Source organism: Paracoccus haematequi (assembly GCF_900631945.1).
GTDB classification, from domain to species: Bacteria; Pseudomonadota; Alphaproteobacteria; order Rhodobacterales; family Rhodobacteraceae; genus Paracoccus; species Paracoccus haematequi_A.
The window spans coordinates 233161-255075 of sequence record NZ_UZWE01000029.1; the positions used below are offsets into that span (position 1 = coordinate 233161).

At 67.5% G+C, this 21915-nt stretch carries 25 protein-coding genes and 1 riboswitch; of the genes, 5 read left to right on the forward strand and 20 right to left on the reverse strand.

Features of this window, described 5'->3' with window-relative positions:
* Nucleotides 1-29 precede the first annotated feature (29 nt).
* Nucleotides 30-602: a cupin domain-containing protein gene (locus tag PARHAE_RS09755; protein ID WP_206436914.1), complete on the reverse strand. Its 573-nt coding sequence runs from the start codon at nt 600-602 to the stop codon at nt 30-32.
* A 174-nt stretch (nt 603-776) separates the two neighbouring features.
* Between PARHAE_RS09755 and tpa the strand changes: the two genes are divergently transcribed.
* On the forward strand, nt 777-2156 hold the full coding sequence (gene tpa, locus PARHAE_RS09760; protein ID WP_126154414.1) for a hypotaurine--pyruvate aminotransferase Tpa: 1380 nt from the start codon (nt 777-779) through the stop codon (nt 2154-2156).
* Nucleotides 2157-2160: 4 nt separating this feature from the next.
* Here the strand turns inward: tpa and PARHAE_RS09765 are convergent, their stop codons facing one another.
* The 10 genes from PARHAE_RS09765 to PARHAE_RS09805 form a co-directional block, all read right to left on the reverse strand.
* Nucleotides 2161-3111, reverse strand: coding sequence for a 2-hydroxyacid dehydrogenase (locus PARHAE_RS09765; RefSeq protein WP_126154415.1), 951 nt, complete (start codon nt 3109-3111; stop codon nt 2161-2163).
* A complete protein-coding gene (locus PARHAE_RS09770) occupies nt 3095-3460 on the reverse strand; it encodes a cupin domain-containing protein (protein ID WP_126154416.1) in 366 nt (121 codons plus the stop codon). The genes PARHAE_RS09765 and PARHAE_RS09770 overlap by 17 nt, the downstream gene beginning before the upstream one ends.
* Nucleotides 3461-3554: 94 nt before the next feature.
* On the reverse strand, nt 3555-5072 hold the full coding sequence (locus PARHAE_RS21985; protein WP_206436915.1) for a GMC family oxidoreductase: 1518 nt from the start codon (nt 5070-5072) through the stop codon (nt 3555-3557).
* A 6-nt stretch (nt 5073-5078) separates the two neighbouring features.
* Nucleotides 5079-5264, reverse strand: a complete 186-nt coding sequence (locus PARHAE_RS21990) for a lycopene cyclase family protein (RefSeq protein ID WP_206436916.1) — start codon at nt 5262-5264, stop codon at nt 5079-5081.
* Entirely contained in the window at nt 5261-6046 is a 786-nt protein-coding gene (locus PARHAE_RS09780) for an ABC transporter permease (RefSeq protein WP_126154417.1), read from the reverse strand. The genes PARHAE_RS21990 and PARHAE_RS09780 overlap by 4 nt, the downstream gene beginning before the upstream one ends.
* A 3-nt stretch (nt 6047-6049) precedes the next feature.
* Entirely contained in the window at nt 6050-6910 is an 861-nt protein-coding gene (locus PARHAE_RS09785; protein WP_206436917.1) for an ABC transporter permease, read from the reverse strand.
* Nucleotides 6911-6971: 61 nt separating this feature from the next.
* Nucleotides 6972-7976, reverse strand: coding sequence for an ABC transporter substrate-binding protein (locus PARHAE_RS09790; protein WP_241232753.1), 1005 nt, complete (start codon nt 7974-7976; stop codon nt 6972-6974).
* Nucleotides 7977-8048: 72 nt separating this feature from the next.
* The gene (locus PARHAE_RS09795; protein WP_126154420.1) at nt 8049-9350 is read right to left on the reverse strand and encodes an NAD(P)/FAD-dependent oxidoreductase; all 1302 of its coding nucleotides are present in this window, start codon (nt 9348-9350) and stop codon (nt 8049-8051) included.
* The gene (locus PARHAE_RS09800; RefSeq protein ID WP_126154421.1) at nt 9350-10081 is read right to left on the reverse strand and encodes an HAD-IA family hydrolase; all 732 of its coding nucleotides are present in this window, start codon (nt 10079-10081) and stop codon (nt 9350-9352) included. The genes PARHAE_RS09795 and PARHAE_RS09800 overlap by 1 nt, the downstream gene beginning before the upstream one ends.
* 35 nt (nt 10082-10116) lie before the next feature.
* Nucleotides 10117-11208 (reverse strand): ABC transporter ATP-binding protein, encoded by a 1092-nt coding sequence (locus PARHAE_RS09805; RefSeq protein ID WP_126154422.1) that lies wholly within the window; start codon nt 11206-11208, stop codon nt 10117-10119.
* A 199-nt stretch (nt 11209-11407) separates the two neighbouring features.
* Here PARHAE_RS09805 and PARHAE_RS09810 point away from each other — a divergent pair, with 199 nt between their 5' ends.
* The gene (locus PARHAE_RS09810; RefSeq protein ID WP_126154423.1) at nt 11408-12337 is read left to right on the forward strand and encodes a LysR family transcriptional regulator; all 930 of its coding nucleotides are present in this window, start codon (nt 11408-11410) and stop codon (nt 12335-12337) included.
* 57 nt (nt 12338-12394) lie between these two features.
* Here PARHAE_RS09810 and PARHAE_RS09815 read toward each other — a convergent pair whose 3' ends face one another.
* Genes PARHAE_RS09815 through thiD form a run of 9 tightly spaced genes read right to left on the reverse strand, consistent with a single transcriptional unit; the run spans nt 12395 to nt 18953 of the window.
* On the reverse strand, nt 12395-13132 hold the full coding sequence (locus tag PARHAE_RS09815) for an ABC transporter permease (RefSeq protein ID WP_241232754.1): 738 nt from the start codon (nt 13130-13132) through the stop codon (nt 12395-12397).
* On the reverse strand, nt 13129-13791 hold the full coding sequence (locus PARHAE_RS09820) for a TenA family protein (RefSeq protein WP_126154424.1): 663 nt from the start codon (nt 13789-13791) through the stop codon (nt 13129-13131). Before PARHAE_RS09820 ends, PARHAE_RS09815 begins: the two co-directional genes overlap by 4 nt.
* On the reverse strand, nt 13788-14717 hold the full coding sequence (locus tag PARHAE_RS09825; RefSeq protein WP_126154425.1) for an ABC transporter substrate-binding protein: 930 nt from the start codon (nt 14715-14717) through the stop codon (nt 13788-13790). The genes PARHAE_RS09820 and PARHAE_RS09825 overlap by 4 nt, the downstream gene beginning before the upstream one ends.
* Nucleotides 14714-15658, reverse strand: a complete 945-nt coding sequence (locus PARHAE_RS09830) for a HesA/MoeB/ThiF family protein (protein ID WP_241232755.1) — start codon at nt 15656-15658, stop codon at nt 14714-14716. The genes PARHAE_RS09825 and PARHAE_RS09830 overlap by 4 nt, the downstream gene beginning before the upstream one ends.
* Nucleotides 15655-16251, reverse strand: a complete 597-nt coding sequence (locus tag PARHAE_RS09835) for a thiamine phosphate synthase (RefSeq protein ID WP_126154427.1) — start codon at nt 16249-16251, stop codon at nt 15655-15657. Before PARHAE_RS09835 ends, PARHAE_RS09830 begins: the two co-directional genes overlap by 4 nt.
* Nucleotides 16248-17009: a thiazole synthase gene (locus PARHAE_RS09840; RefSeq protein WP_126154428.1), complete on the reverse strand. Its 762-nt coding sequence runs from the start codon at nt 17007-17009 to the stop codon at nt 16248-16250. The genes PARHAE_RS09835 and PARHAE_RS09840 overlap by 4 nt, the downstream gene beginning before the upstream one ends.
* A 3-nt stretch (nt 17010-17012) precedes the next feature.
* Nucleotides 17013-17207, reverse strand: a complete 195-nt coding sequence (thiS, locus tag PARHAE_RS09845; protein ID WP_126154429.1) for a sulfur carrier protein ThiS — start codon at nt 17205-17207, stop codon at nt 17013-17015.
* On the reverse strand, nt 17191-18138 hold the full coding sequence (locus tag PARHAE_RS09850) for an FAD-dependent oxidoreductase (protein ID WP_126154430.1): 948 nt from the start codon (nt 18136-18138) through the stop codon (nt 17191-17193). The genes thiS and PARHAE_RS09850 overlap by 17 nt, the downstream gene beginning before the upstream one ends.
* Entirely contained in the window at nt 18135-18953 is an 819-nt protein-coding gene (gene thiD, locus PARHAE_RS09855; RefSeq protein WP_126154431.1) for a bifunctional hydroxymethylpyrimidine kinase/phosphomethylpyrimidine kinase, read from the reverse strand. Before thiD ends, PARHAE_RS09850 begins: the two co-directional genes overlap by 4 nt.
* Before the next feature lie 68 nt (nt 18954-19021).
* Nucleotides 19022-19128: riboswitch (TPP riboswitch) on the reverse strand.
* A gap of 382 nt (nt 19129-19510) precedes the next feature.
* Here thiD and PARHAE_RS09860 point away from each other — a divergent pair.
* The 3 genes from PARHAE_RS09860 to PARHAE_RS09870 are packed head-to-tail and all read left to right on the forward strand — an operon-like array spanning nt 19511 to nt 21908.
* Nucleotides 19511-20062 carry a carboxymuconolactone decarboxylase family protein gene (locus PARHAE_RS09860; protein WP_206436919.1) on the forward strand — a complete coding sequence of 184 codons (552 nt, stop codon included), beginning with the start codon at nt 19511-19513 and terminating at the stop codon, nt 20060-20062.
* Nucleotides 20059-21132: an acyl-CoA dehydrogenase family protein gene (locus PARHAE_RS09865; RefSeq protein WP_126154433.1), complete on the forward strand. Its 1074-nt coding sequence runs from the start codon at nt 20059-20061 to the stop codon at nt 21130-21132. The genes PARHAE_RS09860 and PARHAE_RS09865 overlap by 4 nt, the downstream gene beginning before the upstream one ends.
* Nucleotides 21129-21908 carry an ABC transporter ATP-binding protein gene (locus PARHAE_RS09870; protein ID WP_126154434.1) on the forward strand — a complete coding sequence of 260 codons (780 nt, stop codon included), beginning with the start codon at nt 21129-21131 and terminating at the stop codon, nt 21906-21908. Before PARHAE_RS09865 ends, PARHAE_RS09870 begins: the two co-directional genes overlap by 4 nt.
* Nucleotides 21909-21915 lie beyond the last annotated feature (7 nt).

Genomic DNA, 21915 nt, shown 5'->3' on the forward strand with positions numbered 1-21915 from the left:
GCAGTTTGCGCCGCTGTTGCGAGCGCGATCTAAAAACTGGGCGGCGTGCAGGCGCTGACGACCTCGCAGACAGAGGTTCCGGTGTTTCGGAACCGGTGGGGAAGCGAACTGCTGAAATAGTAACCATCCCCTGCGTTCAGGACATGAACCTCGTCGCCGATCGTCACCTCCAGCGTGCCGCTGATGACGATGCCGCATTCCTCTCCGGCGTGGGACAGGACATGCCGGCCGGAACTGGTGGACGGCTCGTAATATTCGTGCAGCATCTGAATGTTTCGTCCGGGGCGCTGTGCCGCAAGCAGAAGATATTTGATGCCCGGCGCACCGATGTTCACATGCTCGCCGCGGCGAAACACCCGGTCCTGATCCATGGTCAGTTCGAAGCTGAAGAACGTGGCAAGGTCCATGGGCACCCCATCCAGGATCCGCTTGAGAACGGACACGGAAGGCTTCAGCGACATCGACTCGATCTGCGAGATGGTGCCGCTGCCGACACCCGCGCGTCGTGCAAGTTCGCGTTGCGACAGCCCTTTCGACTTTCGCACGATTCGCAGCCGCATCGCGACCAGCCGGTCTTCCTTGTCGTCGTGATCTCTGGCCATTGCTCTTGTGCTTCCTATCCGAAGCGGAGCTTGGGCGATTACAGCAAAATCAACAACCTGGTTTATCCATAAAATCACCGTTGCATGGGTGCTACAGCCTGGCGACAATCCGGCACATGCCGCCACAGTTCCGTCGTTCAGGTCTGCCTGCGCGACCCTTCAGGAGCCTTCCCGATGTCCCTTGACCTGAACCAGAACGACCTTTCCCACGTTGTTGCCGCCGACCGTGCGCATGTCTGGCACCACCTGAGCCAGCACAAGCCCTATGAGACGGCCGATCCTCGGGTGTTCGTCGAGGGCAAGGGGATGCGGCTGTGGGACACGACCGGGCGGGAATACCTGGACGGGGTGTCGGGCGGCGTGTGGACCGTCAACGTCGGCTACGGGCGCACCTCCATCGCCGATGCGATCCGCGACCAGTTGGTGAAGCTGAACTACTACGCGGGCGCGGCGGGCAATGTCCCGGCGGCGCTGTTCGCCGAGAAGCTCATCCAGAAGATGCCGGGGATGGCCCGCGTCTATTACTCGAACTCGGGGTCCGAGGCCAATGAGAAGGCCTACAAGATGGTCCGCCAGATCGCCGCGCGCCAGCATGGCGGGCGGAAATGGAAGATCCTCTATCGCGACCGCGACTATCACGGCACCACCATCGGCACGCTGGCGACATCCGGCCAGGACCAGCGGGCGGCGCAGTATGGTCCCTATCCCGACGGCTTCGTGCGGGTGCCGCATTGCCTGGAATACCGCGCGCAATGGGACGTTTCGAACTATGGCGAACGCGCGGCGGATGCCATCGAGGAGGCGATCCTGCGCGAAGGCCCCGACACCGTGGGCGCCATCGTGCTGGAGCCGATCACCGCGGGCGGCGGCGTGATCGTGCCGCCCGAGGGCTATTGGCCGCGCGTTCAGGAGATCTGCCGCAGGCACGGCGTTCTTCTTATCGTCGACGAGGTGGTCTGCGGCCTGGGCCGCACCGGCACCTGGTTCGGCTACCAGCATTACGGGGTCCAGCCCGACATCGTGACCATGGCCAAGGGGGTGGCCTCGGGCTATGCGGCGATCAGCTGCACGGTCACGACCGAGGCGGTGTTCGAGATGTTCAAAGACGACGCGTCCGACCCGATGGGCTATTTCCGCGACATCTCGACCTTCGGCGGCTGCACGGCGGGTCCGGTGGCGGCGCTGGAGAACATGCGCATCATCGAGGACGAGAGCCTGCTGGAAAACACCGTGGCGATGGGAGACCGCGTGCTGGAAAACCTGCGCGCGCTGCAAGAGAAGCATCCGGCGATCGGCGATGTGCGCGGCAAGGGGCTGTTCTGCGGGGCCGAGCTTGTGGCCGACCGGGCCACGAAGGAGCCTCTGGACGAGAAGCGCGTCCAGGCGGTGGTGGCCGAGTGCCTGGCCCAGGGCGTGATCATCGGCGCCACCAACCGCAGCTTGCCGGGGCTGAACAACACCCTGTGCCTGTCCCCCGCCCTGATCGCCACCCAGGACGACATCGACCGCATCACCGACGCCATCGACAAGGCCCTGGCAAAGGTGGCGGGGTAGGGCCTCAGTAACCGCGACGGGGATCGACCATGCCGTCCAGGGGCTTTCCGGTCAGAAAGCGCCGCAAGTTCGCCACCGTCGCCATGGCCGAGGTTTCGGCGCGGGTATGGCCTGCGACATGGGGGGTGATGGTGATGCCGGGATGATGCCAGAGCGGATCGCCGGGTGGCAGCGGCTCTGGATCGGTCACATCCAGGAACGCCGCCGAAAGCCGCCCTGCATCCAAGGCCCGCAGCAGGGCCGCCTGATCCAGATGGCCGCCCCGTCCGACCTGCACCAGACAGGCCGCAGGCGGAAGGGCGGCGAACAGGTCGTCGTTCAGGATGCCGCGCGTGTCTGGGGTAAGGGGCAGCAAGCAGACAAGAATGTCGGTCCGCGACAGGAAGGGGCGCAGCCCATCCGGCCCGTGATGGCACTCTACCCCCTCGATGTCCTTGGGCGAGCGGCTCCAGCCCGCGAGCTGGAAGCCGAAGGGATGCAGGGCGGCGAGCGAGGCCCGGCCCAGTTCGCCCAGGCCCATGATGCCGACGCGCCGCTGGTCGGGCCAGAGGATCTGCCGCGCCTGCCAGACCTCTTGCGCTTGCTGTCGGCGGTAGCCGTGCAGATCGCGATGCAAGGCAAGCACCGCCATCACCACATAGTCGCGAACCATCGCGGTGTTGCCAGGCTCGATCATGCGGACAAGGCGCGCCCCGGCTGGCAGCCTGCGGCTCAGAAGCTGGTCGATGCCGGCCCCGGTCGAGAAGATCAGATCAAGATGAGGCCAGCGCGCCGCGATATCGTCCGGGAATTCCCATGCCATCAGATAACGCACTTGCGCGGGATCCACGGCGCCGGGATCGGTCGCCAGCCGGATGCCTGGCAGGTGTTCGGCAAAGGCACGGGCGAAGGCCCTGGCTCGATCCGGGGTGGACAGCAGCAGGAAGACGGGCGCGGCGCTATCCGACGATGACATAGATCTTGCGCACGGTTTCAAGGGTCTTCCACACGCCCCTGAAGCCTGGCTTCATGATGAAGCTGTCGCCGCCCCGGAAGGTCACGGGGGCCTGGCCATCCTCGGTCAGTTCGATCCTGCCCGACAGGATATGGCAGAATTCGAAGCTGTCGCCCTTGATCGATACCGTCTCGCCCGGCGTGGCTTCCCATATGCCGGTTCGGACAGGACCGTCGGTTGCCCCTTCGCGCGATCGATCCAAGGCCCAGGTCAGATAGGACGGATCGCCCGCGATCAGGCGGCCGGGCAACGCCTTGCTGCTTTCGGGCGGCGAGGCAGGATCGTGGTCGATCTTTTTCAGACAGGTCATCATGTTTCCTTCGCGGGCCCATGCGCCATTGGGCAAGGGCAATCTTGTGGGTGGCGATGGCCTGTCCATGACGGCCGCGCTCTCCCCTGGTGATTCAGCATCGTTCAGACGGCATGTCCCCTGATCCTTCGGCCTGCCGCAGGGCGGATGCGATCATCGCCGCAATGCGTTCAGCGACCATGATTGTCGGCAGGTTGGTATTGGCGCAAGGGATGGACGGCATGACCGAAGCATCGGCGATACTTAACCCGGTCACGCCGCGAACCGCGCCATCCGGTCCCGTGCCCGCCCAGAGATCGCCGCCCGCGCCCATTCGGCAGGTGCCCGAGGCGTGCCACGTCCCACCGACATTGGCCTGGACGAAGGCTTCCAGCGCCGCATCGTCCGCCAGCAGCGCGCGCAGCGTCACGCCTTGCGTGACCAGGCCGTGGATCAGCGCCGCGCGCAGCGGACCCGCCGCATCCAGAGCCGCCGACAAGGTGCCGCGCTGGATCGCGTTCCAGCGTCCGGGCGCAGCCACGCGCGCCACGCGGGGCGTATAGCTGGTCGGAAAGACAGGCCCGCAATCCGAAAGGCGCGGGTCGGTCAGCGCGGCCGCGCCCATGCGCAGCGCCTGCTTGAGTCGGTCCAGATCGCGGCGATCGGACAGCATGGCGAAATCGATCCGGGGCGCGTCGTTCGGGTGGGTCAGTGTGACACGCCCGCGCGAATAGGATTTGTTGACCCAGAAGAAGATCGAACCGATCCGCCGGCCGACCGAATGCCAGCCCGACCGCGACAGGATCGATCCGTGCATGTCCCCCGCGGGGATTCCCGGCAGACCCGAGGACCACCGCCACACCCCCTGTTCATGATGCTCGTCTTCGTCGCGCACCCGCAGGGCGGGGGGCAGATAGGCACCGATGGCGATCGAGGGATGTTCCATCAGGTTCGCGCCGACGCCTGGAAGATCATGGACCGGCGCGATTCCGGCGGCGCGCAGGCCGCCGGCCGGCCCGATGCCCGACCGAAGCAGCATGGCGGGGCTGTGGATCGCGCCCATCGACAGGACCGTGCGCGCCGCCGCGATGCGCTGGACCGCACCGGACGGGCCCGCGATGTCCGCCCCCGTCACGCGCCGCCCGTCAAGGATCAGGCGCATCGCCTGATGGCCCGTCAGGATGCGAAGGTTCGGCCGTGCGCGGACGGCAGCCGTCAGCCAGGTCAGCGAAGTGGGCTGCCTTGTCCCCGCATCCGATTGACCGACCGCACTGGGAAAGGTGCCGTCCAGCCATTCGCCGTTCTGGTCGGCGCGGACCGGATGGCCTTGCCCGGCCAGCACCTCTCTTACCCGTGCGACGAAGGGCGACAGGGCGGCGGCGTCCGGCCGCCGGATCTTCAGCGGACCGTCCTTGCCATGCAGGGGACCGTCGAAATCGCGGTCTGTCTCGATCCGGCGGAACCAGGGCAGCACATCGTCCCAAGCCCAGCCCGCCGCCCCAAGCGCCGCCCATTCGTCGTAATCCGCAGGCGACCCCCGGTTCGACAGCAGCGCGTTGATCGCAGAGCCGCCGCCCAGGATGCGCGCCTGTTCATAACGGCGCGGGGGGCCTTCGCCGTATCGCGCCTGCAATCCCTGCTAGATGTTGCGCCCGTCCAGATAGGCGCGGCCCGGATAGCGCGAGGCGATCTCGGGCGGGACATCGGGCAACAGGTCGCGACCTGCCTCGACCAGCGTGACGGTCAGGCCGGGCTGCTCGGAAAGCCGCGCGGCCATCACGCAGCCTGCGGATCCTCCGCCAAGGATCAGGATGTCGGTCTTCATTTGCGCGTCCGTGCGTTGGCGGCGACCAGCAGGACCAGGATGAAAGACACGCCGGTAAGCAAGGTCGAAATGGCGGCGATGGTCGGGTCGATCTCGTCCCGCAGGGCGGTGAACATGCGCTTGGTCAGGGTCTGGTTCTCGCCGCCCGAGATGAACAGCGCCACGATCGTCTCATCCAGCGCCGAGATGAAGGCGAACAACGTGCCGGTGACGACCGATGGCCGGATCTGCGGCAGAACAACCGTAAAGAACGCGCGCCAGCGGTTCATGCCAAGGCTGCGGGCAACCATTTCCTGTGTCGGGTCGAACTTTCGCAGGCCCACAAGAACCGAGGTGATGACATAGGGCATGCCCAGCATCACGTTCGCCAGCACAAGCCCGGTCATCGTGGCGATCAGTCCGACCTTGGCATAGACCAGAAAGACGCCGACGGCCGTTATCACCACCGGCACGACCAAGGGCAGCAGCAGCACGACCTGCAGGCTGCGGACAAGCTTTGACTGGGACATGTTCAGGGCATAGGCGGCAGCGGTGCCGATCACCGTCGCGATCAACGACGCGGCCACGGCCACGATCAGGCTGGTGCGCGCGGCGGCCATCCATTCCGGGCTGCCCAGGAAGGCCTGATACCAGCGTAGCGACCAGCCGGGCGGCGGAAATGCCAGGAACCGGGCGCTGGAAAACGACATCGGAATGACGATCAGCACCGGGATGATCAGCCACAAAAGGGCGATCAGCACGAAGGCGCGGACGAGAAGGGGCGATCCGGTCTGGTTCTGCATGGCTTACTTCGTCCCCATGATGCGCTCGAACGGGATCAGCATGCTGGCCAGCCGGAAGATCGCGAAGACGACCAGCAGCAGCACGACCGAGATGGACGAGGCCGCGCCCCATTCGTTGTAAAGCTCGATGTTGCGGGACACGAGCATCGAGACCAGGAAGGTTCGCCCGCCCCCCAGCAGTTCGGGCGTGATATAGAAGCCCAGGGTCAGCACGAAGACCAGCACCGATCCGGCAATCACGCCGGGCAACGACAGGGGCAGGTAGATGCTGCGGAACACCAGCCACCCGTTGCCGCCCAGGCTGGCGCCGGCGGTTTCCAGCTCGGCGGGGATCTTCTTCATGGCGGCGTAAAGGGGCAGGACCATGAACGGCAGCAGGATGTGCAATGTCGCCATCGTGGTGCCGAATTCGTTGTTGACCAGCAGCAGCGGCCGGTCGATCAGCCCCAGGTCTTGCAGCGCGCTGTTCACGATGCCGCGCCGTTGCAGCAGGATCAGCCAGGCATAGGCCCGCACCAGCACGCTGGTCCAGAAGGGCACCAGGACCATCCCCAGGATGATCGGGGGCCAGATGCCTTCGGATTTTGCCGCGACATAGGCGATTGGATAGCCGATCAACAGCGCGGCCAGAGTGACCACGAAGGCGATGCGGAAGGTCTGGATGAACGACGACAGATAGACGCTGTCCGTCAGGAAACGCTGATAATGCATCAGCGAGAAGCCGTCCGGTCCCTGGAAGGACTGCCAGCCCATCCAGATCAGCGGCGCGATCAGCAGCACGCCGACGACGGCCAGCGCCGGCGTCAGCAGCGCAAGGATCAGGCGGCGTTCGCGGCGCTCCTCGGGGGTCAGTGTGTGGGTCATGGGTCCGTCGGCGGCTGGAACGGGGCGTCGGGGCCGCACCATCGCACGGCCCCCTGCGGCATCACTGCTGGACAAAGGAGGCCCAGCGTTCCTGCGCGGCCTCGCCCTCGGGCGAGCTCCACCACGCGGCCGAGTTCAGAACCTGAAGCGGCGCGTTCTGGGGCGAGTTCGGCAGCTCTGCCGCGCGCTCGGGGCTGATCTTGCCGGTGTCATAGGCGGCCGGGTTGCCCGGCCCATAGTCGATGTATTCGGGGAAGTTCGCCTGGATCTCGGGCGACATGGCGGCTTCGATGAACTTCATCGCGTCGGCAAGGTTCGGCGCGCCCTTCAGCACGCAAAGCGAGGTATATTGAAGGATCCCCTGGTTGTAGGTGAAATCGACCGGGGCGCCTTCGTCCATCACGGCGCTGACGCGTCCGTTCCAGGCCATGGTCATATCCACCTCGCCATCCGCCAGAAGCTGGGCCGACTGCGCGCCCGATGTCCACCAGACGGTGATGTGGGGCTTGATCTCCTCAAGCTTGGCGAAGGCGCGGTCCACGTCCAGCGGATACATGTCGGCGGGCGCGACCCCATCGGCCATCAGCGCGGCTTCCAGCGTGGCAAGCGGATGGTTGCGCAACGCACGGGTGCCGGGGAATTTCTCGACATCCCAGAAATCCGCCCAGGACTGTGGCGCCTCGCCGTCGCCGAAGGCTTCGGTGCTGTAGGCCAGGACGCTGGAATAGAACTCATAGGCGACCGAGAATTCGTCGCGCAGCTCCGCAGGCATGGCGGCGACCGAGGGCATCACGGACAGGTCCAGCGGCTCGATCATGCCTTGTTCGCCGCCGCGGATGCAGTCTTTGGTGGGCGTGTCGATCACGTCCCAGATGGGTTTTCCGGTCTCGATCTGCGTGCGGAGTTGCGGCCATGCGTCCGGCGAGCTGTCCTGCCGGACGGCGATGCCGGTCAGTTCGCTGGCCGGTTCCAGGATCGCCTTGGTCTGGGCCTCCTGATAGGCGCCCCCTTGCGAAACGAAGGTGATTTCCTGCGCCATGGCCGCTGTCCCAAGGAACAGGGTCATGGTGCAAAGCGCGGTTGTCGAGAACATGGTCTTCATCGTCATACCTTCCTGTCTGTTCGTTGTTGTTGTCGTTCACTTGCCGATCGCGTCGAGGAACTGGTACCAGCCTGCGACCAGCCGGACGCCCACCTCTCGCGCGGGGTAGAAGGGGACCGGGTTCAGCGGCAGCGTCCCGATCAGCCCGGCATCCGTGGGCTGGCCCGTGGCCAGGGCCGCGACATGGCGGCCCATATAGCTGGCCAGTGCGACCCCGGTGCCGTTGTAGCCCATCGCATAGACCATCCGGTCGTCCAGGCGACCCATGTGGGGCAGGCTGTCCATCGTCATCGCGACAAGACCCGACCAGCGGTGCGTGACCTGAATCCCGTCAAGCTGCGGGAACTGCTTTCGCATGGCCTGCTCCAGCGCCGCGAAGGCCGACGCGCTGTCGGTCTTGCCGAAGGCGCCCCGCCCGCCATACAGCAGCCGGTTCCCGGACTTGCGGAACCAGCGCATCATGCGCCGGGTCTCGGTATAGCTGCGCCCCTGGGACAGCAATCCCTCGCCCGGTGTGCCGGTCAGCGGCTGGGTGGCGATCATGGCCGACCGGAACGGCACCACCCGGCGGCGGACCGGATCGGTCGCGGGCGTCAGGTCGGAATACCCGTTTGTCGCCAGCACCGCCTGACCGGCGCTGACCTGCCCCTGCGGCGTCAGCAGGCGCAGGCCGTCCCTGGTGCGCTCGATCGCGGTGACAGGGCTTTCGTCATGGATCCGCACCCCGTCACGGCGCAGGCCCGCCGTCAGCCCTCGAACGAATTTCAGCGGATGGATGACGCCGCCATGTTCGTTCAGAAGCCCGCCCAGGAAATCGCCCGACCCGGTTTCGGCCCGCATTCCGTCGGCGTCCAGCATGGACACCGCATGATCGCCTAGGCTGTCCCGCAGCCAGGCGCATTCCGCCCGCAAGCTGTCCAGCGTCGCCAGGCTGTGGGCGCAACGCAGCGATCCGCTTTCGCGCCAGTCAGCCTCAATGCCGTAATGGGACAGCAGGGCGGCGATATTGGCGATGGCCTCGTTGCCGATGTCGTGCATCCGCCGAGCGGTGCCGATGTCCCACCGGCGGGCCATCTCGGCAAAGCCCAGCCGGAACTTTCCCGAAACGACCCCGCCGTTGCGCCCGGATGCCCCCCAGCCGATGCGGTTGGCCTCCAGCACGATGACGTCCACGCCCAACGCGGCAAGCGCACGGGCCGTGGACAATCCTGTATATCCCCCGCCGACAATGGCGATATCGGCTTGCGTATCGCCCCGCAGGGGTTGCGCGTCGGGCGCGGGCCCGGCCGTGTCTCGCCACAACGACCGGCTCTGCGGCAGCGGGGGAAGCGCGTTCATCAGGCGGCGGCCTTTCCGACGTGCTGTGCTGCCAGTTCCGCGTCCACGGCGTCGGCCAGTTCCTTCAACGTCGTGAAGTGGTAATCCGGCGTGGTCACGGCCTTGGGAACGGGCGAGGCACCGAAGCCTTCCTGTCCCGCGCGACGCTGGATCCAGCAGGTCGTGTAGCCAAGTTCACGCGCGATGCCGATGTCATGGTGCTGGCTTTGCGCGACATGCAGGATTTCCGACTGCTTGAAGCCGAAGGCCGACTGGCGCCCCTTGTTGTAGGCGAAGAATTCCGGCGCGGGCTTGGCATAGCCGGTCTCGTCGCAGGTCACGGCGTCGTGGAAGGGGCGACCCAGCGTATGTTCATAGGCCGTGAAGGCCGTGCGGTCGGCATTCGTCATGGCGACAAGACGAAAGTTCTTGCGCAGACGGGCCAGCGCCTCGACCGAATCCGCGAAGGCGGGCCAGCGCAGGACCGAAAGCTGGAAGGCGTTGGCCGTCGCCTCGGAACTGTCGTAGCCGGTTTCGGCGGCGATCGACAGGTACACGTCGCGGAACGCAAAGGACGACCGGCCATAGAACTTGTCGCGACCGCGCAGATAGGGCTCGAAGATCTCGTAATCGCTGGCGGCGGCGGCCTTGGGTCCGCCCAGTTCGCGGATCGCGTTGAGCACGCCGGTTTCGAAGTCGATCAACGTGCCGACGACGTCAAAGGTCAGCACCTTGAAATCGGTGAGTTTCATATCATTGGTCCTGTCAGTTGCAGTGAAACTATGTGTCAGGCCGCTTGCGGCACGACGATGGTGTCGTCGGGATGCAGCGCCAGCGTCACCGCCTGGCCGCGTTCCGGCATGATCTGCCAGCCCGAATGGTTCGAGGGCAGGCGCAGGCTGACCGCGTGGCCGCCATCCAGCGTGACGAAGATGCGCACGCTTTCGCCTTGATAGACGGTGGAACTGACCGTGCCGGGCAGCAGGTTCGCCTCGGGCGCGGTAGAGGGTCCGGCCAGCGTCAGCTTTTCGGAATGCACGGTCAGGAACAGATCCTTGCCCGCCGGGATGGCATGGGCGGATCGCAGCGCCTTGCCGGACAGGGTCAGTATCCCTGCATCCTGTCGTGCGACCGGCAGCAGCATCGCCTCGCCGATGAAACTGGCGACAAATGCGTTTGCAGGGCGATCGTGCAACGTGCGGGGGCTGTCGACCTGGACCAGCTTGCCGTCCTTCATCACCGCGATCCTGTCCGACATGGTCAGCGCCTCACGCTGGTCATGGGTGACATAGATGATGGTCGCGCCCAGCTTGGCGTGCAGATCCTTCAGTTCAAGCTGCATTGTTTCGCGAAGCTGCTTGTCCAGCGCCGAAAGCGGTTCGTCCATCAGGATCAGGCGCGGCTCGAAGATCATGGCGCGCGCCAGCGCGACCCGCTGGCGCTGACCGCCCGACAAGGCCGCGATGGACCGATCCGCATAGCCCGAAAGTTCGACCATGGCGAGCGCGGCTTCCAGCCGGGCGGGCCAGTCGGCCTTTGGCATGTGCCGGGCACGCAGCGGGAAGGTGATGTTCTGCCCGACGGTCATGTGCGGGAACAGCGCATAGTTCTGGAACACGATGCCGATGTCGCGCTTGTGCGGCGGCATGTGGGTGATGTCGGTCGCGCCAAGGTGGATGCTGCCCGAGGTGGGTTGCACGAACCCGCCCAGCAGCCCCAGAAGCGTGGTCTTGCCCGACCCGGACGGGCCAAGGATCGACAGGAACTCGCCGGGCGCCACGTCGAGGCTGACATCGTTCAGCGCGTTGAAGCTGCCGTATCGCTTGACGGCATTGCGGATCGTCACGCCGACCTGGTGCGGATGCGAAGAGGCGTCCATGAGGCTCCTTGTTCCACGCGCACGACCGGCCACCTTCTGTTGGAATGTAAAAGCATCCCATCGTAAAGCGACGATGATCGTTGACCGCGTTCTTCCTGTCTGGGTTGTCAGGGCTGTATTCGCCCCGTTTCAAACAGCCTGCAAAAAAACCCGCTTGGCGGCAATTGAAAAAAAATCGTCACTGGTATTACATTATGTAATGAACAGTCCACGACGCCACCTGCCGTCCATGAACGCGCTGTTTGCTTTCGAAGCGGCGGGCAGGCTGAGGAATTTCTCTCGTGCGGCCGAGGAGTTGAATGTGACGCCTGCCGCCGTCAGCCGCATGATGCAGCGGCTGGAGGTGCATATCGGATCGACGCTGTTCCGCCGCAGCGGCAATGGCGTCACGCTGACCGAAGACGGCCAGAGGCTGTTCGAATCGACCAGCCGGGCCATGAATCTGATCGACGACACCTTGACCGAAATCGAGGCGCGCAGCCGCGACGCGGACGTGGTGACGATATCGGTTTCGACGGCCTTCACCACCCATTGGCTGATGCCGCACATGCCGCAGTTCAAGGCGGCCTTCCCCTCGGTCGACCTGCGTTTCCAGTTGATCACCGGACCGCTTACCGGGCCGGTGAACGATGTCGATCTGGGGATGCGATTCGTCTCGGGGCCTGTCGCGGGCCATCGCGTCTTTCCCATCATGCCCGAGGTTCTGCTGCCGGTTCGGGCGCGCAGCTATCCCGTCGCCGATGCGCCGCACGAGGGCACGATCATCCGTCTCTCGGCGGGCCAGCCGCCCGGTGTCGGTGATCCCCTGGATGCGGAAAGGGCGACGACGCTGATGTTCAGCGACTATGCGATCGTGGTCCAGGCGGCGCTTCTGGGGCAGGGGGTCTGCTGGGGCTGGCTGAACGTCATCAGCCATTGGCTGCGCGAAGGACAGCTGGTCGCCGAAAGGCAATCGCCCTGCCACGTTACCGATCGTGAATGCTGCATCATTCAGCGCAATCGCCATACCGATCGGGCCGTGGTCGATGCGGTGCGGGAATGGCTTATTGCGCAGATGCAGGACGATTATCGGGCCATCCTTGCACGCTATCCCGACCTGGGCATTCCGCCCCTGTCCGCGTCCGGCTGATCAGAGCGGCCGGAACATCCTGGCTGGAAACGCTTCGATGATGCCCGGTTGTCTTGGTCATCGGGCGGCTTCCGATCCTGCCGTATGCTGTTCCAGCCGCAGGGCCAGGTGTGACACGGCCGCCTTGAACAGGACGGCAATCAGGATCGTGGTGGCAAGGGCCGCGAACGTCTGGTCGATCTTCATGCGGCCGCTGGCCTGGATCATCACCGCGCCAAGGCCTCGCGACCCGCCGACCCATTCGCCGACGATGGCCGCCGCCGGGGCATAGACGGCGGCGATCCGCAGCCCGCTTGCCAGGTCCGGCAAGGCGGCGGGAATGCGCACGATCCGCAGAGATTCCAGCGGCGTCGCGCCCATGCTCTCGGCCAGTTCGCGAAAGACCTTGGGGGTGCGTGCCAGCCCGTCGCCAAAGGCCGAGGCGACGGGAAAGAACACCATCAGCGCGACAATCGCGATCTTGGGCGCGACGCCATAGCCCAGCCACAGCGTCAGCAGGGGCGCGAAGGCGAAGATCGGGACCGTCTGGCTGAAGGTCATCACGGGCGTCAGCGTCCGGCGAAGGCCGGGCAGCAGCCCCGTCAGCAGCGCCAGCAGGATCCCCAGCCCCGCGCCGATGACAAAGCCCGCCGCGATCTCGGACAGGGTGGTCAGGGCGGCGCGGGCCAGCAGACCGGGGGCGTCCAGCATGGCGCGGCCCACGGCCAGCGGTCCGGGCAGCAGGAAGCGCGGGATCTGGAAGGCCCAGACAGCCAGCTGCCAGGCCAGCAGGACGCCCATGAGGCAGCGGATCACCCCGCCACCGTCCAGAACTGCGCCTCCAGCCGGGTCGCGGTGGAGAAGTGGCCCTGCAACTGGACCCAGCGGGGCAGCGAAGGGGCGTCCAGCCCCAGGCGGCACTGCACCGCGCCGTCGATCAGGGCGGCGGTGTCATGGCACAGCGCCTGATAGCCGGCGCCGCCATAGGTGGCAATCCAGTCCGCGTAATCGGGTGCATGGGGTTCGGCCAGAAGCCGCGCGCCGATCTCTCCATAGCCCAGGACGCAGGGGGCCAGGGCAGCGAGAAGGTCCAGGAAATCGCCGCTATAGCCCGCCTCGAGCACATAGCGCGTATAGGCCAGGTTCTGCGGCGCCTCGACGGCGGAAGCCAGGGCATCCTCGGTGATCCCGGCCCGGCCGCACAGCGCGACATGCAGCCGCGTCTCGGTTTCCAGCAGGGCGTGAACGGTGGCGGAACAGGCGCGCATCTCGGCCAGGGAGCCGGCCTTGGTGACCGCCAGCGACCAGGCGCGGGCGAAATGGATCAGGAACAGGTAATCCTGCGCCAGATAGGTCAGGAAGGCCCCGCGCGGCAGGCTGCCATCGGCCAGGGCCGCGACGAAGGGCGCGCGAACATAGGCGTCCCAATCCGGCGCGCCCGCCCGCCAGCGGGAAAAGCACAGGCCATAGCTCATGCGCCCGGATCCCTCGCCAGCGCACTGACGGGCAGCACCCCGTCGATCAGGCCTGCGTCGCGCAGGAAGGCCTCGAACCGGGCATAGCGGCCGTGATCGACCGCGCCGGGGCTTTGGGAAAAACGCGGCAGGGTGGCGGCCCAGGCCTGGCGGTTCAATTCGTCGTCCAGATCGGGATGGGCGTCGCGGAAAACCCGCCAGGCCTGGTCGGGATGGTTCAGGATGTAATGCGCGCCCCGTTCCATCGCGGCCACGAAGCGGGCGGTCGCGTCCGGGTCCATGGTTTCGGGATTGGCCAGCAAGATCAGCTCGTCATAGGCGGGGATGCCCTGTTCCTCGACGAACAGGCAGCGGCCCTCGGCGCCTTCCAGCCGCATCTGGGTCATCTCGAAATTGCGGAAGCCGCCCAGGGTGGCGTCCACCTGGCCGGTCATCAGCGCGGGCGACAGCGACCAGCCGACATTGACCAGTTCCACGTCGTCCAGCGTCAGGCCCGCACGGTCCAGCATCGCACCCATCAGCGCCGTTTCCATCCCCGGCACGGAATAGCCGACCTTGCGGCCCTTCAGATCCGCGACCGATTGCACCGGCCCGTCGGCAATCACCGTCAGGCAGTTCAGCGGCGTGGCGACAAGGGTGGCGATGCGGGTCAGGGGCAGCCCCTCGTGGACCTGAAGATGCAGTTGCGGCTGGTATCCGACCGCCAGGTCCACCTGGCCCGAGGCCAGCATCCGCGGCGGATCCGAGGGATCGGCGGGCGCGGTGATGTCCACGGTCAGCCCGGCTTCGGCGAAGAAGCCCAGTTCCTGCGCGACGATGATCGGGGCGTGGTCGGGATTCACGAACCAGTCCAGCATCAGCGACAGATCCTGGGCGGCGGCCGGGCTGGCGGCCAGCAGGGCGAGGGGCAGGGCAAGGGCTCTCATGCGGGGTCTCCAAGGGCGATCAGGGCAATGTCGCCCGGCCAATGCTGGCGCAGGCGGTCGGCAGCGGCCCAGGCGCGCAGGCCGGACCGGCAGGCGAAGACGACGCGCTGGCCCTGGGCCGGGCGCAGCGTGTCCGGCTGGCGCAGCGCCTGGGGCACGAAGGGCAGCAGGGCCTCGTCCGGGCCCCGCAGGTCGATTGCCAGATCGTCGGGGCGGATCTGGCTGGCGGCGATGAAGCGGTGGCCGGTCTTGGGTTCGGGCGCGCCGTCGAAGCGGAAACTGGCCGGGCGCAGACCGTCGAAGCGGATCACCTGGCCCAGGGGCGAGGGATCAAGCCCCAGCAGAACCGCCATCGCCATCTGCGCCTGAAGCGCGCCGATCAGGCCCGCCATCGGCCCCATCACGCCCGCCGTCGCGCAACTGCCCGCCTGCAAGGGCAGGTCGGGAAACACCGCCCGGACCGAGGGCGCGCCGCCGCAGAAGCCGCCGGCGAAACCCTCGATCCGCAACACGGATGCGGCGATCAGCGGGCGTCCGGCCGCAAGGCAGGCGTCCGACAGCGCATAGGTTGCGGCAAAGCTGTCGGCGCAGTCCAGAACCAGGTCGGCCTGCGCCGCCAGATCGGGCGCGTTGGCCGGATCCAGCCGCGCGACCACCGGAACGACGGCGGTGTCCGGGTTCAGCACGGCCATTTCCAGGGCCGCGGCCTGCGCCTTGGGTTCGCCGACATGGCGGCCATAGATCGGCTGGCGGTGCAGGTTCGAGGTTTCGACCCGGTCGGGGTCGACCAGGGTGATGCGGCCCACGCCCGCGCCGGTCAGATAGTGCAGCACTGGGATCCCCAGGGCGCCGGCGCCGACCACCAGCACATGCGCGGCGGCCAGCCGGGCTTGGCCCGCGTCGCCGATCTGGGGCAGGACGGTCTGGCGGGCATATCTCATGGGGCGGTCTCCAGCCATTCGCGGATCCGCGCCGAAGGATCGGGGTTCAGGGTGATGTCGGTCACGGCGGCCACCAGATCCGCACCCGCCGCGAAGGCCAGCCTCGCCCGGTCCGGCGTCAGCCCGCCGATGGCGCAAAGGGGGATGCCGCCGATCCGCGCCTTCCATTCGGTCAGCTTCTCGACCCCCTGCTGGTGCCATTTCATCGGCTTCAGGATCGTCGGCCAGACCGGGCCGAGCGCCACGTAATCGGGCTTGCAGGCCAGGGCGCGATCCAGTTCCGCCGTGTCATGGGTCGAGACGCCCAGCCGCAGCCCCGCCGCGCGGATGGCGGGCAGATCGGCCCCGTCCAGATCCTCTTGCCCCAGATGCAGGAAATCGCAGCCCAGTTCGATCGCCAGGCGCCAGTGATCGTTGACGACCAGGATCGCGCCCCGCCGGCGGCACAGATCGCGGGCGCGGGCGATCTCGATCCGCAGGGCGTCGTCAGGGCGGTCCTTGATGCGCAACTGCACCAGCCGCACGCCCAAGGGCAGGGCGCGGGCGATCCAGTCCGCGCTGTCGAAGATCGGATAGAAACGCGGCAGGCTCACAGGAAGGCCCGCCCGATCACCGGAGTCGAGGGGATGGCCATGTCCGTCCGCTCCATCGGATCGGCCAACCAGGCGGCGCGCCCGGCGCGGATGGCGTCCGCCATGGCGGCGGCCATCGCCACGGGATCGCCCGCGCGGGCCACGGCGCTGTTCAGCAGGATCGCGTCATAGCCCATCTCCATCGCCGCCGCGGCGTGGCTGGGCAGGCCGATCCCGGCATCGACGACCAGCGGCACATCGGGAAAGGCCGCGCGCAATGCCCGCAGCCCGTGCGGATTGTTCAGCCCCAGCCCGGATCCGATGGGCGCGCCCCAGGGCATCAGCACCTGACAGCCCGCCGCCAGCAGCCGGTCGCAGACCGTCAGATCCTCGGTGCAATAGGGGAATACCTTGAAGCCGTCCGAGGCCAGGATCCGCGCGGCCTCGACCAGTTCGAAGACATCGGGTTGCAGCGTGTCGGCATGGCCGATCACCTCCAGCTTGATCCAGTCGGTGGCAAAGACCTCTCGGGCCATCTGCGCGGTGGTGACGGCCTCGCGTGCGCTGTGGCAGCCGGCGGTATTGGGCAGCAAACCCACCCCCAACGATCGGATCAGCGCCCAGAAATCCTGCCCGCCCCCGGCCTCGCGCCGCAGGGACACGGTGGCGATGCCCGCGCCCGACCGCGCAAAGGCATCGGCCAGGATCCGGGGCGAGGGATAGCCCGCCGTGCCCAGCATCAGCGAGCTGTCGATTTCGGTGCCATAGAAGACCGGCATCGCTCAGCCCCCCTGCATCGGCGCCAGGGCCTCGATGGCGTCGCCGTCGCGCAGGGGCGTCGTCTCGCGCAGGGCGGCAGGCACGAAACTGCCGTTCAGCGCGGTGGCGATGCGGCCGGTCAGGTCCGCCTCGGCCAGGGCGCCCGCCAGGGTGGTTGCCGCGACATCGCGCGGGGTGCCGTTAATCGTGATCCGCATCCATGAACTCCGGTCTGGTCTGGTGTTGAAGGTGGTCGGCCACCATGCGGGCGACCGCCGGGGCCAGCAGGAAGCCGTGGCGGTAAAGGCCGTTGGCGTGGATGACGCCCCCTACGCGGCGGATGCGGGGCAGGTTGTCGGGAAAGGCCGGGCGCGCGTCCGCGCCCAGTTCCAGCACCTCGGCCTCGGCAAAGGCGGGGTGCAGGGCGAAGGCCGCCGACAGCAGTTCCAGCACCGCCCGCGCGGTGGGCGGGCCGCGCCGGTCGCTTTCCAGCATCGTCGCGCCCAGCATGAACACCCCGTCGCCACGCGGCACGACATAGAGCGGCATCCGGGGATGCAGCAGCCGGACGGGGCGGGACAGCGCGATCTCGGGGCAGCGGATCACCACCATCTCGCCCCGCACACCGCGCAAATCGCCTAGCGCGTCGCGGGCCGACAGGCCCCGGCAGTCGATGACCTGGCCGGTCGCCGCCTGGGTCCGGGCCAGGCGTTCCGACAGGATCGCCAGGGCTTCGCGCGGGGCCAGATGCGCTTCTGAATCGAAGAACAGCGCGCGGTCGAAGCGGGTGCCGAGGTCGGGTTCCAATGCGGCGATGCCCTGGGCGTCCAGCATCCGGTGGCCCTGGCTGCGCCGGGCAAAGCGCGCCAGCGCGCCCGTATCGCGCGCCGGGCTGACGACCAGCGTGCCGTTCCGCGTGACCGGCACGCCCTGGTCCCGCCACCAGTCGGCGGCCCCCAGCCCGTGGCGCACCACCGCCGGTTCGGCGCTTTCGCCCTCGCACCAGGGGGCCAGCATCCCGCCCGCCCACCAGGAACAGGCCTGCGGGCCGGGCGCCCTGTCCAGGATCGCGGCCGGGATGCCGCGCGCGTTCAACTCGGTGGCGATGCAAAGGCCCATCACGCCCCCACCGATGACGGTGACGCTCATGCCGCCGCCTCGGCCCGGCACGGCCAGAGCGCGTGGAAATGATGCACCGGCCCGTTGCCGCCGCCCACCGCCAGGCCGTCGGCGGCCAGGATCGCGCGGTGCAGCCAGTCGTGCGCGCGGCCCACCGCTTCGGCGACCGTCAGCCCCTGCGCCAGCCCCGCCGCGATGGCCGAAGACAAGGTGCATCCCGTGCCATGCGTGTTCCGGGTGCCGATCCGGGGCGAGGAAAAGCGCACCACGCCCTCGGGCCCGGCCAGAAGGTCGGTGCAATCCGCGCCCGCCGCATGGCCGCCCTTCATCAGCACATGGCGCGGACCAAGCGCGCGCAGGCCGGCGGCCTGGGCCACGGCCCCGGCATCGTCGCGGGCCGGATCGGCGCCCAGAAGCCGCGCGGCCTCGGGCAGGTTCGGCGTCAGCACCCGCGCCAAGGGCAGCAGGTCGCGGATCAGGGCGCCGACGGCGTTGTCCGGCATCAGCACGTCGCCCGACTTGGCCACCATCACCGGATCCAGCACGATGGGAATCGGGCAGTCACGCAACGACGCGGCGACCGCCGCGATCCCGGCCGCCGATCCGACCATGCCGATCTTGATGGCATGGACCTGGATGTCGTCCAGCACCGCGTCGATCTGCGCGCGGATCAGATCCGGCGGGACCGGATGGACGGCCGCGACGCCGCGCGTGTTCTGCGCGGTCACCGCCGTGATCGCACTGGCGCCATAGCAGCCAAGCGCCGAGACGGTCTTCAGATCGGCCTGGATCCCCGCGCCTCCGCCGCTGTCGGATCCCGCGATGGTCAAGACGGTCGGTGTCATCGGCCCCTCCTTCGGCATGTCGGGCCGTAAGGGGAGGGCGGCGGCAGACGGGATACGGCAAGGCGCCGGGCGTCCGCCTATCCGTTCCCTCCGCCGGCATGACCCGGATCAGGTTCGATGGGTCGGCGCGCATTGCACCTCTCAGCCCCGCGACGGGACGCCCCAACGGATAGTGTTGCGACACGCTAGCCCTCTCTGCGCCGAACGTCCAGAGGCTCCGTGCAGAACAATTTGCAAAAGGGAAGGCGCGTCGAGGTGCGGATCGGCACGACTGGGTCTGGGCGATCTTCTCCTTGCTGGACAAGCGGGTGCTGCAATTCGAACAACGATGGCGGCGCTTGCTCATCTGCTTAGTCGCTTTCGAGTCAGAGAGGCAGGAAAAGACAGCCTGCTGGAAAATTCTTCTATCTGGCGCTGATGCAGGAGAAACAAACCCCACTGTCGCAAAAGAAAGAAGAAGGCATGGTTCATTGTATGCTGCGGTCGGCTCTCTTATGGTCCGGCGCAAACGCCTGTGGATGCAGGAACAGGAAAGGCTCGCCATGTCTCGTCTCCCGTTGCGCACACTTGAAGATGCCCCCGCCGAAGCACGGCCTCGGCTGGAGGCGGCGCAGAAGAACAACGGTTTTCTTCCGAACCTCGTGCGCCTTCTGGCCAATGCGCCGGTGGCCCTGGAAACCTATCAGACCGTATCGGCCATCAACGGACGTGCCTCGCTGACGCTGGCCGAACGCGAAGCCGTGCAGATCACCGCTGCGGCGACCCATGGCTGCGGCTTTTGCGTGGCGGGCCACAGCGCGATCGCCGACAAGAAGGCGCAGCTCGACCAGGCGACGATCAGTGCTTTGCGCGCCCTGGAGGCGGTGGCGGACGCCCGGCTGGGCGCGGTGGCAGCGTTCACCAAGGCCGTCATCGCCTCGCGCGGGAACGTCACGGATGCCGAACTGACCGCCTTCAAAAAGGCCGGGTTTGACGACCAGGCCGCGCTGGAGGTCGTTCTGGGCGTCAGCCTGGCGACGCTGTGCAACTTTGCCAACAATCTCGGCCGGCCCGAGTTGAACCCGGAACTGTCCGCCTATGAATGGCGGCCCGAGGTTTCGGCGCAATGACCTTTGCGCTGCCTGACGATCTGGCTGAATGGCTTGCAGGCTCGGCCGACGGGATCGACCAGGGTCGGATTCCGGCAACCGATCTGCTGCCGCGTCTGGCGCAGGCGGGGCTGGCCCGGATCGGCGTGCCCCAGGCCCTGGGCGGCAGCGGCGGCACCGTCATGGATGCCGTCCGGGCGGTCGCGGCGGTGGCGCAGGAATCGCTGGCTGCGGCCTTCGTCCTGTGGGGCCATCGCTGCTTTGTCGAATTCCTGGCCCGGACCCCGAACCATGTCCTGCGGGACCGCCTGTTGCCCGACCTTCTGGCCGGGCGGGTCGCTGGCGCTTCGGGCCTGTCGAACGTCATGAAATTCCTGGCGGGCCTGGAGCCGTTGCAGATGACCGTTCGCCCCGAAGGCGAAGCTCTGGTCGTCGACGGCGCGCTTCCCTGGGTCACCAACCTGCGCGGGCAGGGCTTTGTCGCCGCCGCCGCCGCCGACCCGGCCGATGGCGGGCCCGCGATGATCGTGGCGCTTGCCCATGACGATCCCGGCGTTCACAGAAGCGCGGATCTGGCGCTGATGGGGATGCGGTCCTCGGATACCGCGTCGCTGCGGATCGAGGGCGTTCGGATCGGCCGCGACCGGATCATCGCCGCCAATGCCCCCGAATGGCTGCCGGGCGTGCGCCCCACCTTCATCGCCCTGCAATGCGGGATGGCCATCGGCCTTGCCCGCCGGTCCCTGGCCGAGGCCGGCGGCGCCGGAGGAGCGGGACGGGGCGTTCTGGCGGCCCCCATCGCGGCGCTTGGCGCGCGGCTGGACAAGATCGTCGCGTCGCTGAAGGCGGGCCTGGATTCGGGCGGCTTCGTCGCACGGCCCGCCGCCCTGTTCGAACTGCGCATTGCCCTGTCCGAAATCGTGTTCGAGGCCGTGGCCCTGGAATTGCAGGCGGGCGGCGGACGCTGCTATCTGGACGGTCCCGGCAAGGGTTTTGCCCGGCGCTGGCGCGAGGCGGCCTTCGTGCCGATCATCACCCCCAGCACGGTGCAACTGCGCACGATCCTGGACGCCGCGGGCAAGGCCGCATGACCCTTTCCGAGGCTCGTCCCGTGCTGCGCGCCGCAGGCGTGACATTGCGCTATCCCGGTGCCGTCGCGCCGGTTCTGGAAGGATTCGACCTGGAGCTTGCGCCCGGAGAGATCGTCTCGGTCCTGGGGCCCAGCGGAGTCGGCAAGTCCAGCCTGTTGCGCGTGCTGGCCGGGCTGCAACCGCCCGACGCCGGCCGGATCGAGATGGAGGGCGCCCCCCTGGCGGGCGTCCATCCCCGCCTGGCCATGGCCTTCCAGCAGCCCGGCCTGCTGCCCTGGCTGGATCTGGAACGCAATGTCGCCTTCGGGCTGGATTTCAGGCGCCAGCCGCACCTGCCGCCCGACGAACGCCGGACCCGGATCGACCGCGCCATTGCCGAGGTCGGGCTGGATCATGCGCGCCACCTGCGCCCCGCGGCGCTGTCCGGCGGCATGGCGCAGCGCGCGGCCCTGGCCCGCTGCCTGGCCCGCCAACCGCAAGTGCTGCTGCTGGACGAACCCTTCGGCGCCCTGGACGAGGTGACGCGGGCCATGATGCAGGATCTGCTGGTCAAGATCGTGGCGGATTACCGAACCGCCGCCGTGCTGGTGACCCATGACATCGACGAGGCGCTGCTGGTGTCGGATCGCGTCATCCTGCTGGGCGGCAGCCCGGCGGGCCGGATCGGCGAATGGCATCTGGATCTGCCGCGTCCGCGCGAAGACGACCTGGCCGAGCTTGGCCGCATCCGCATCGACATCGTCGCCACGCTGCGCCGCGCAACAAAACGCCATTGAAGGAGCC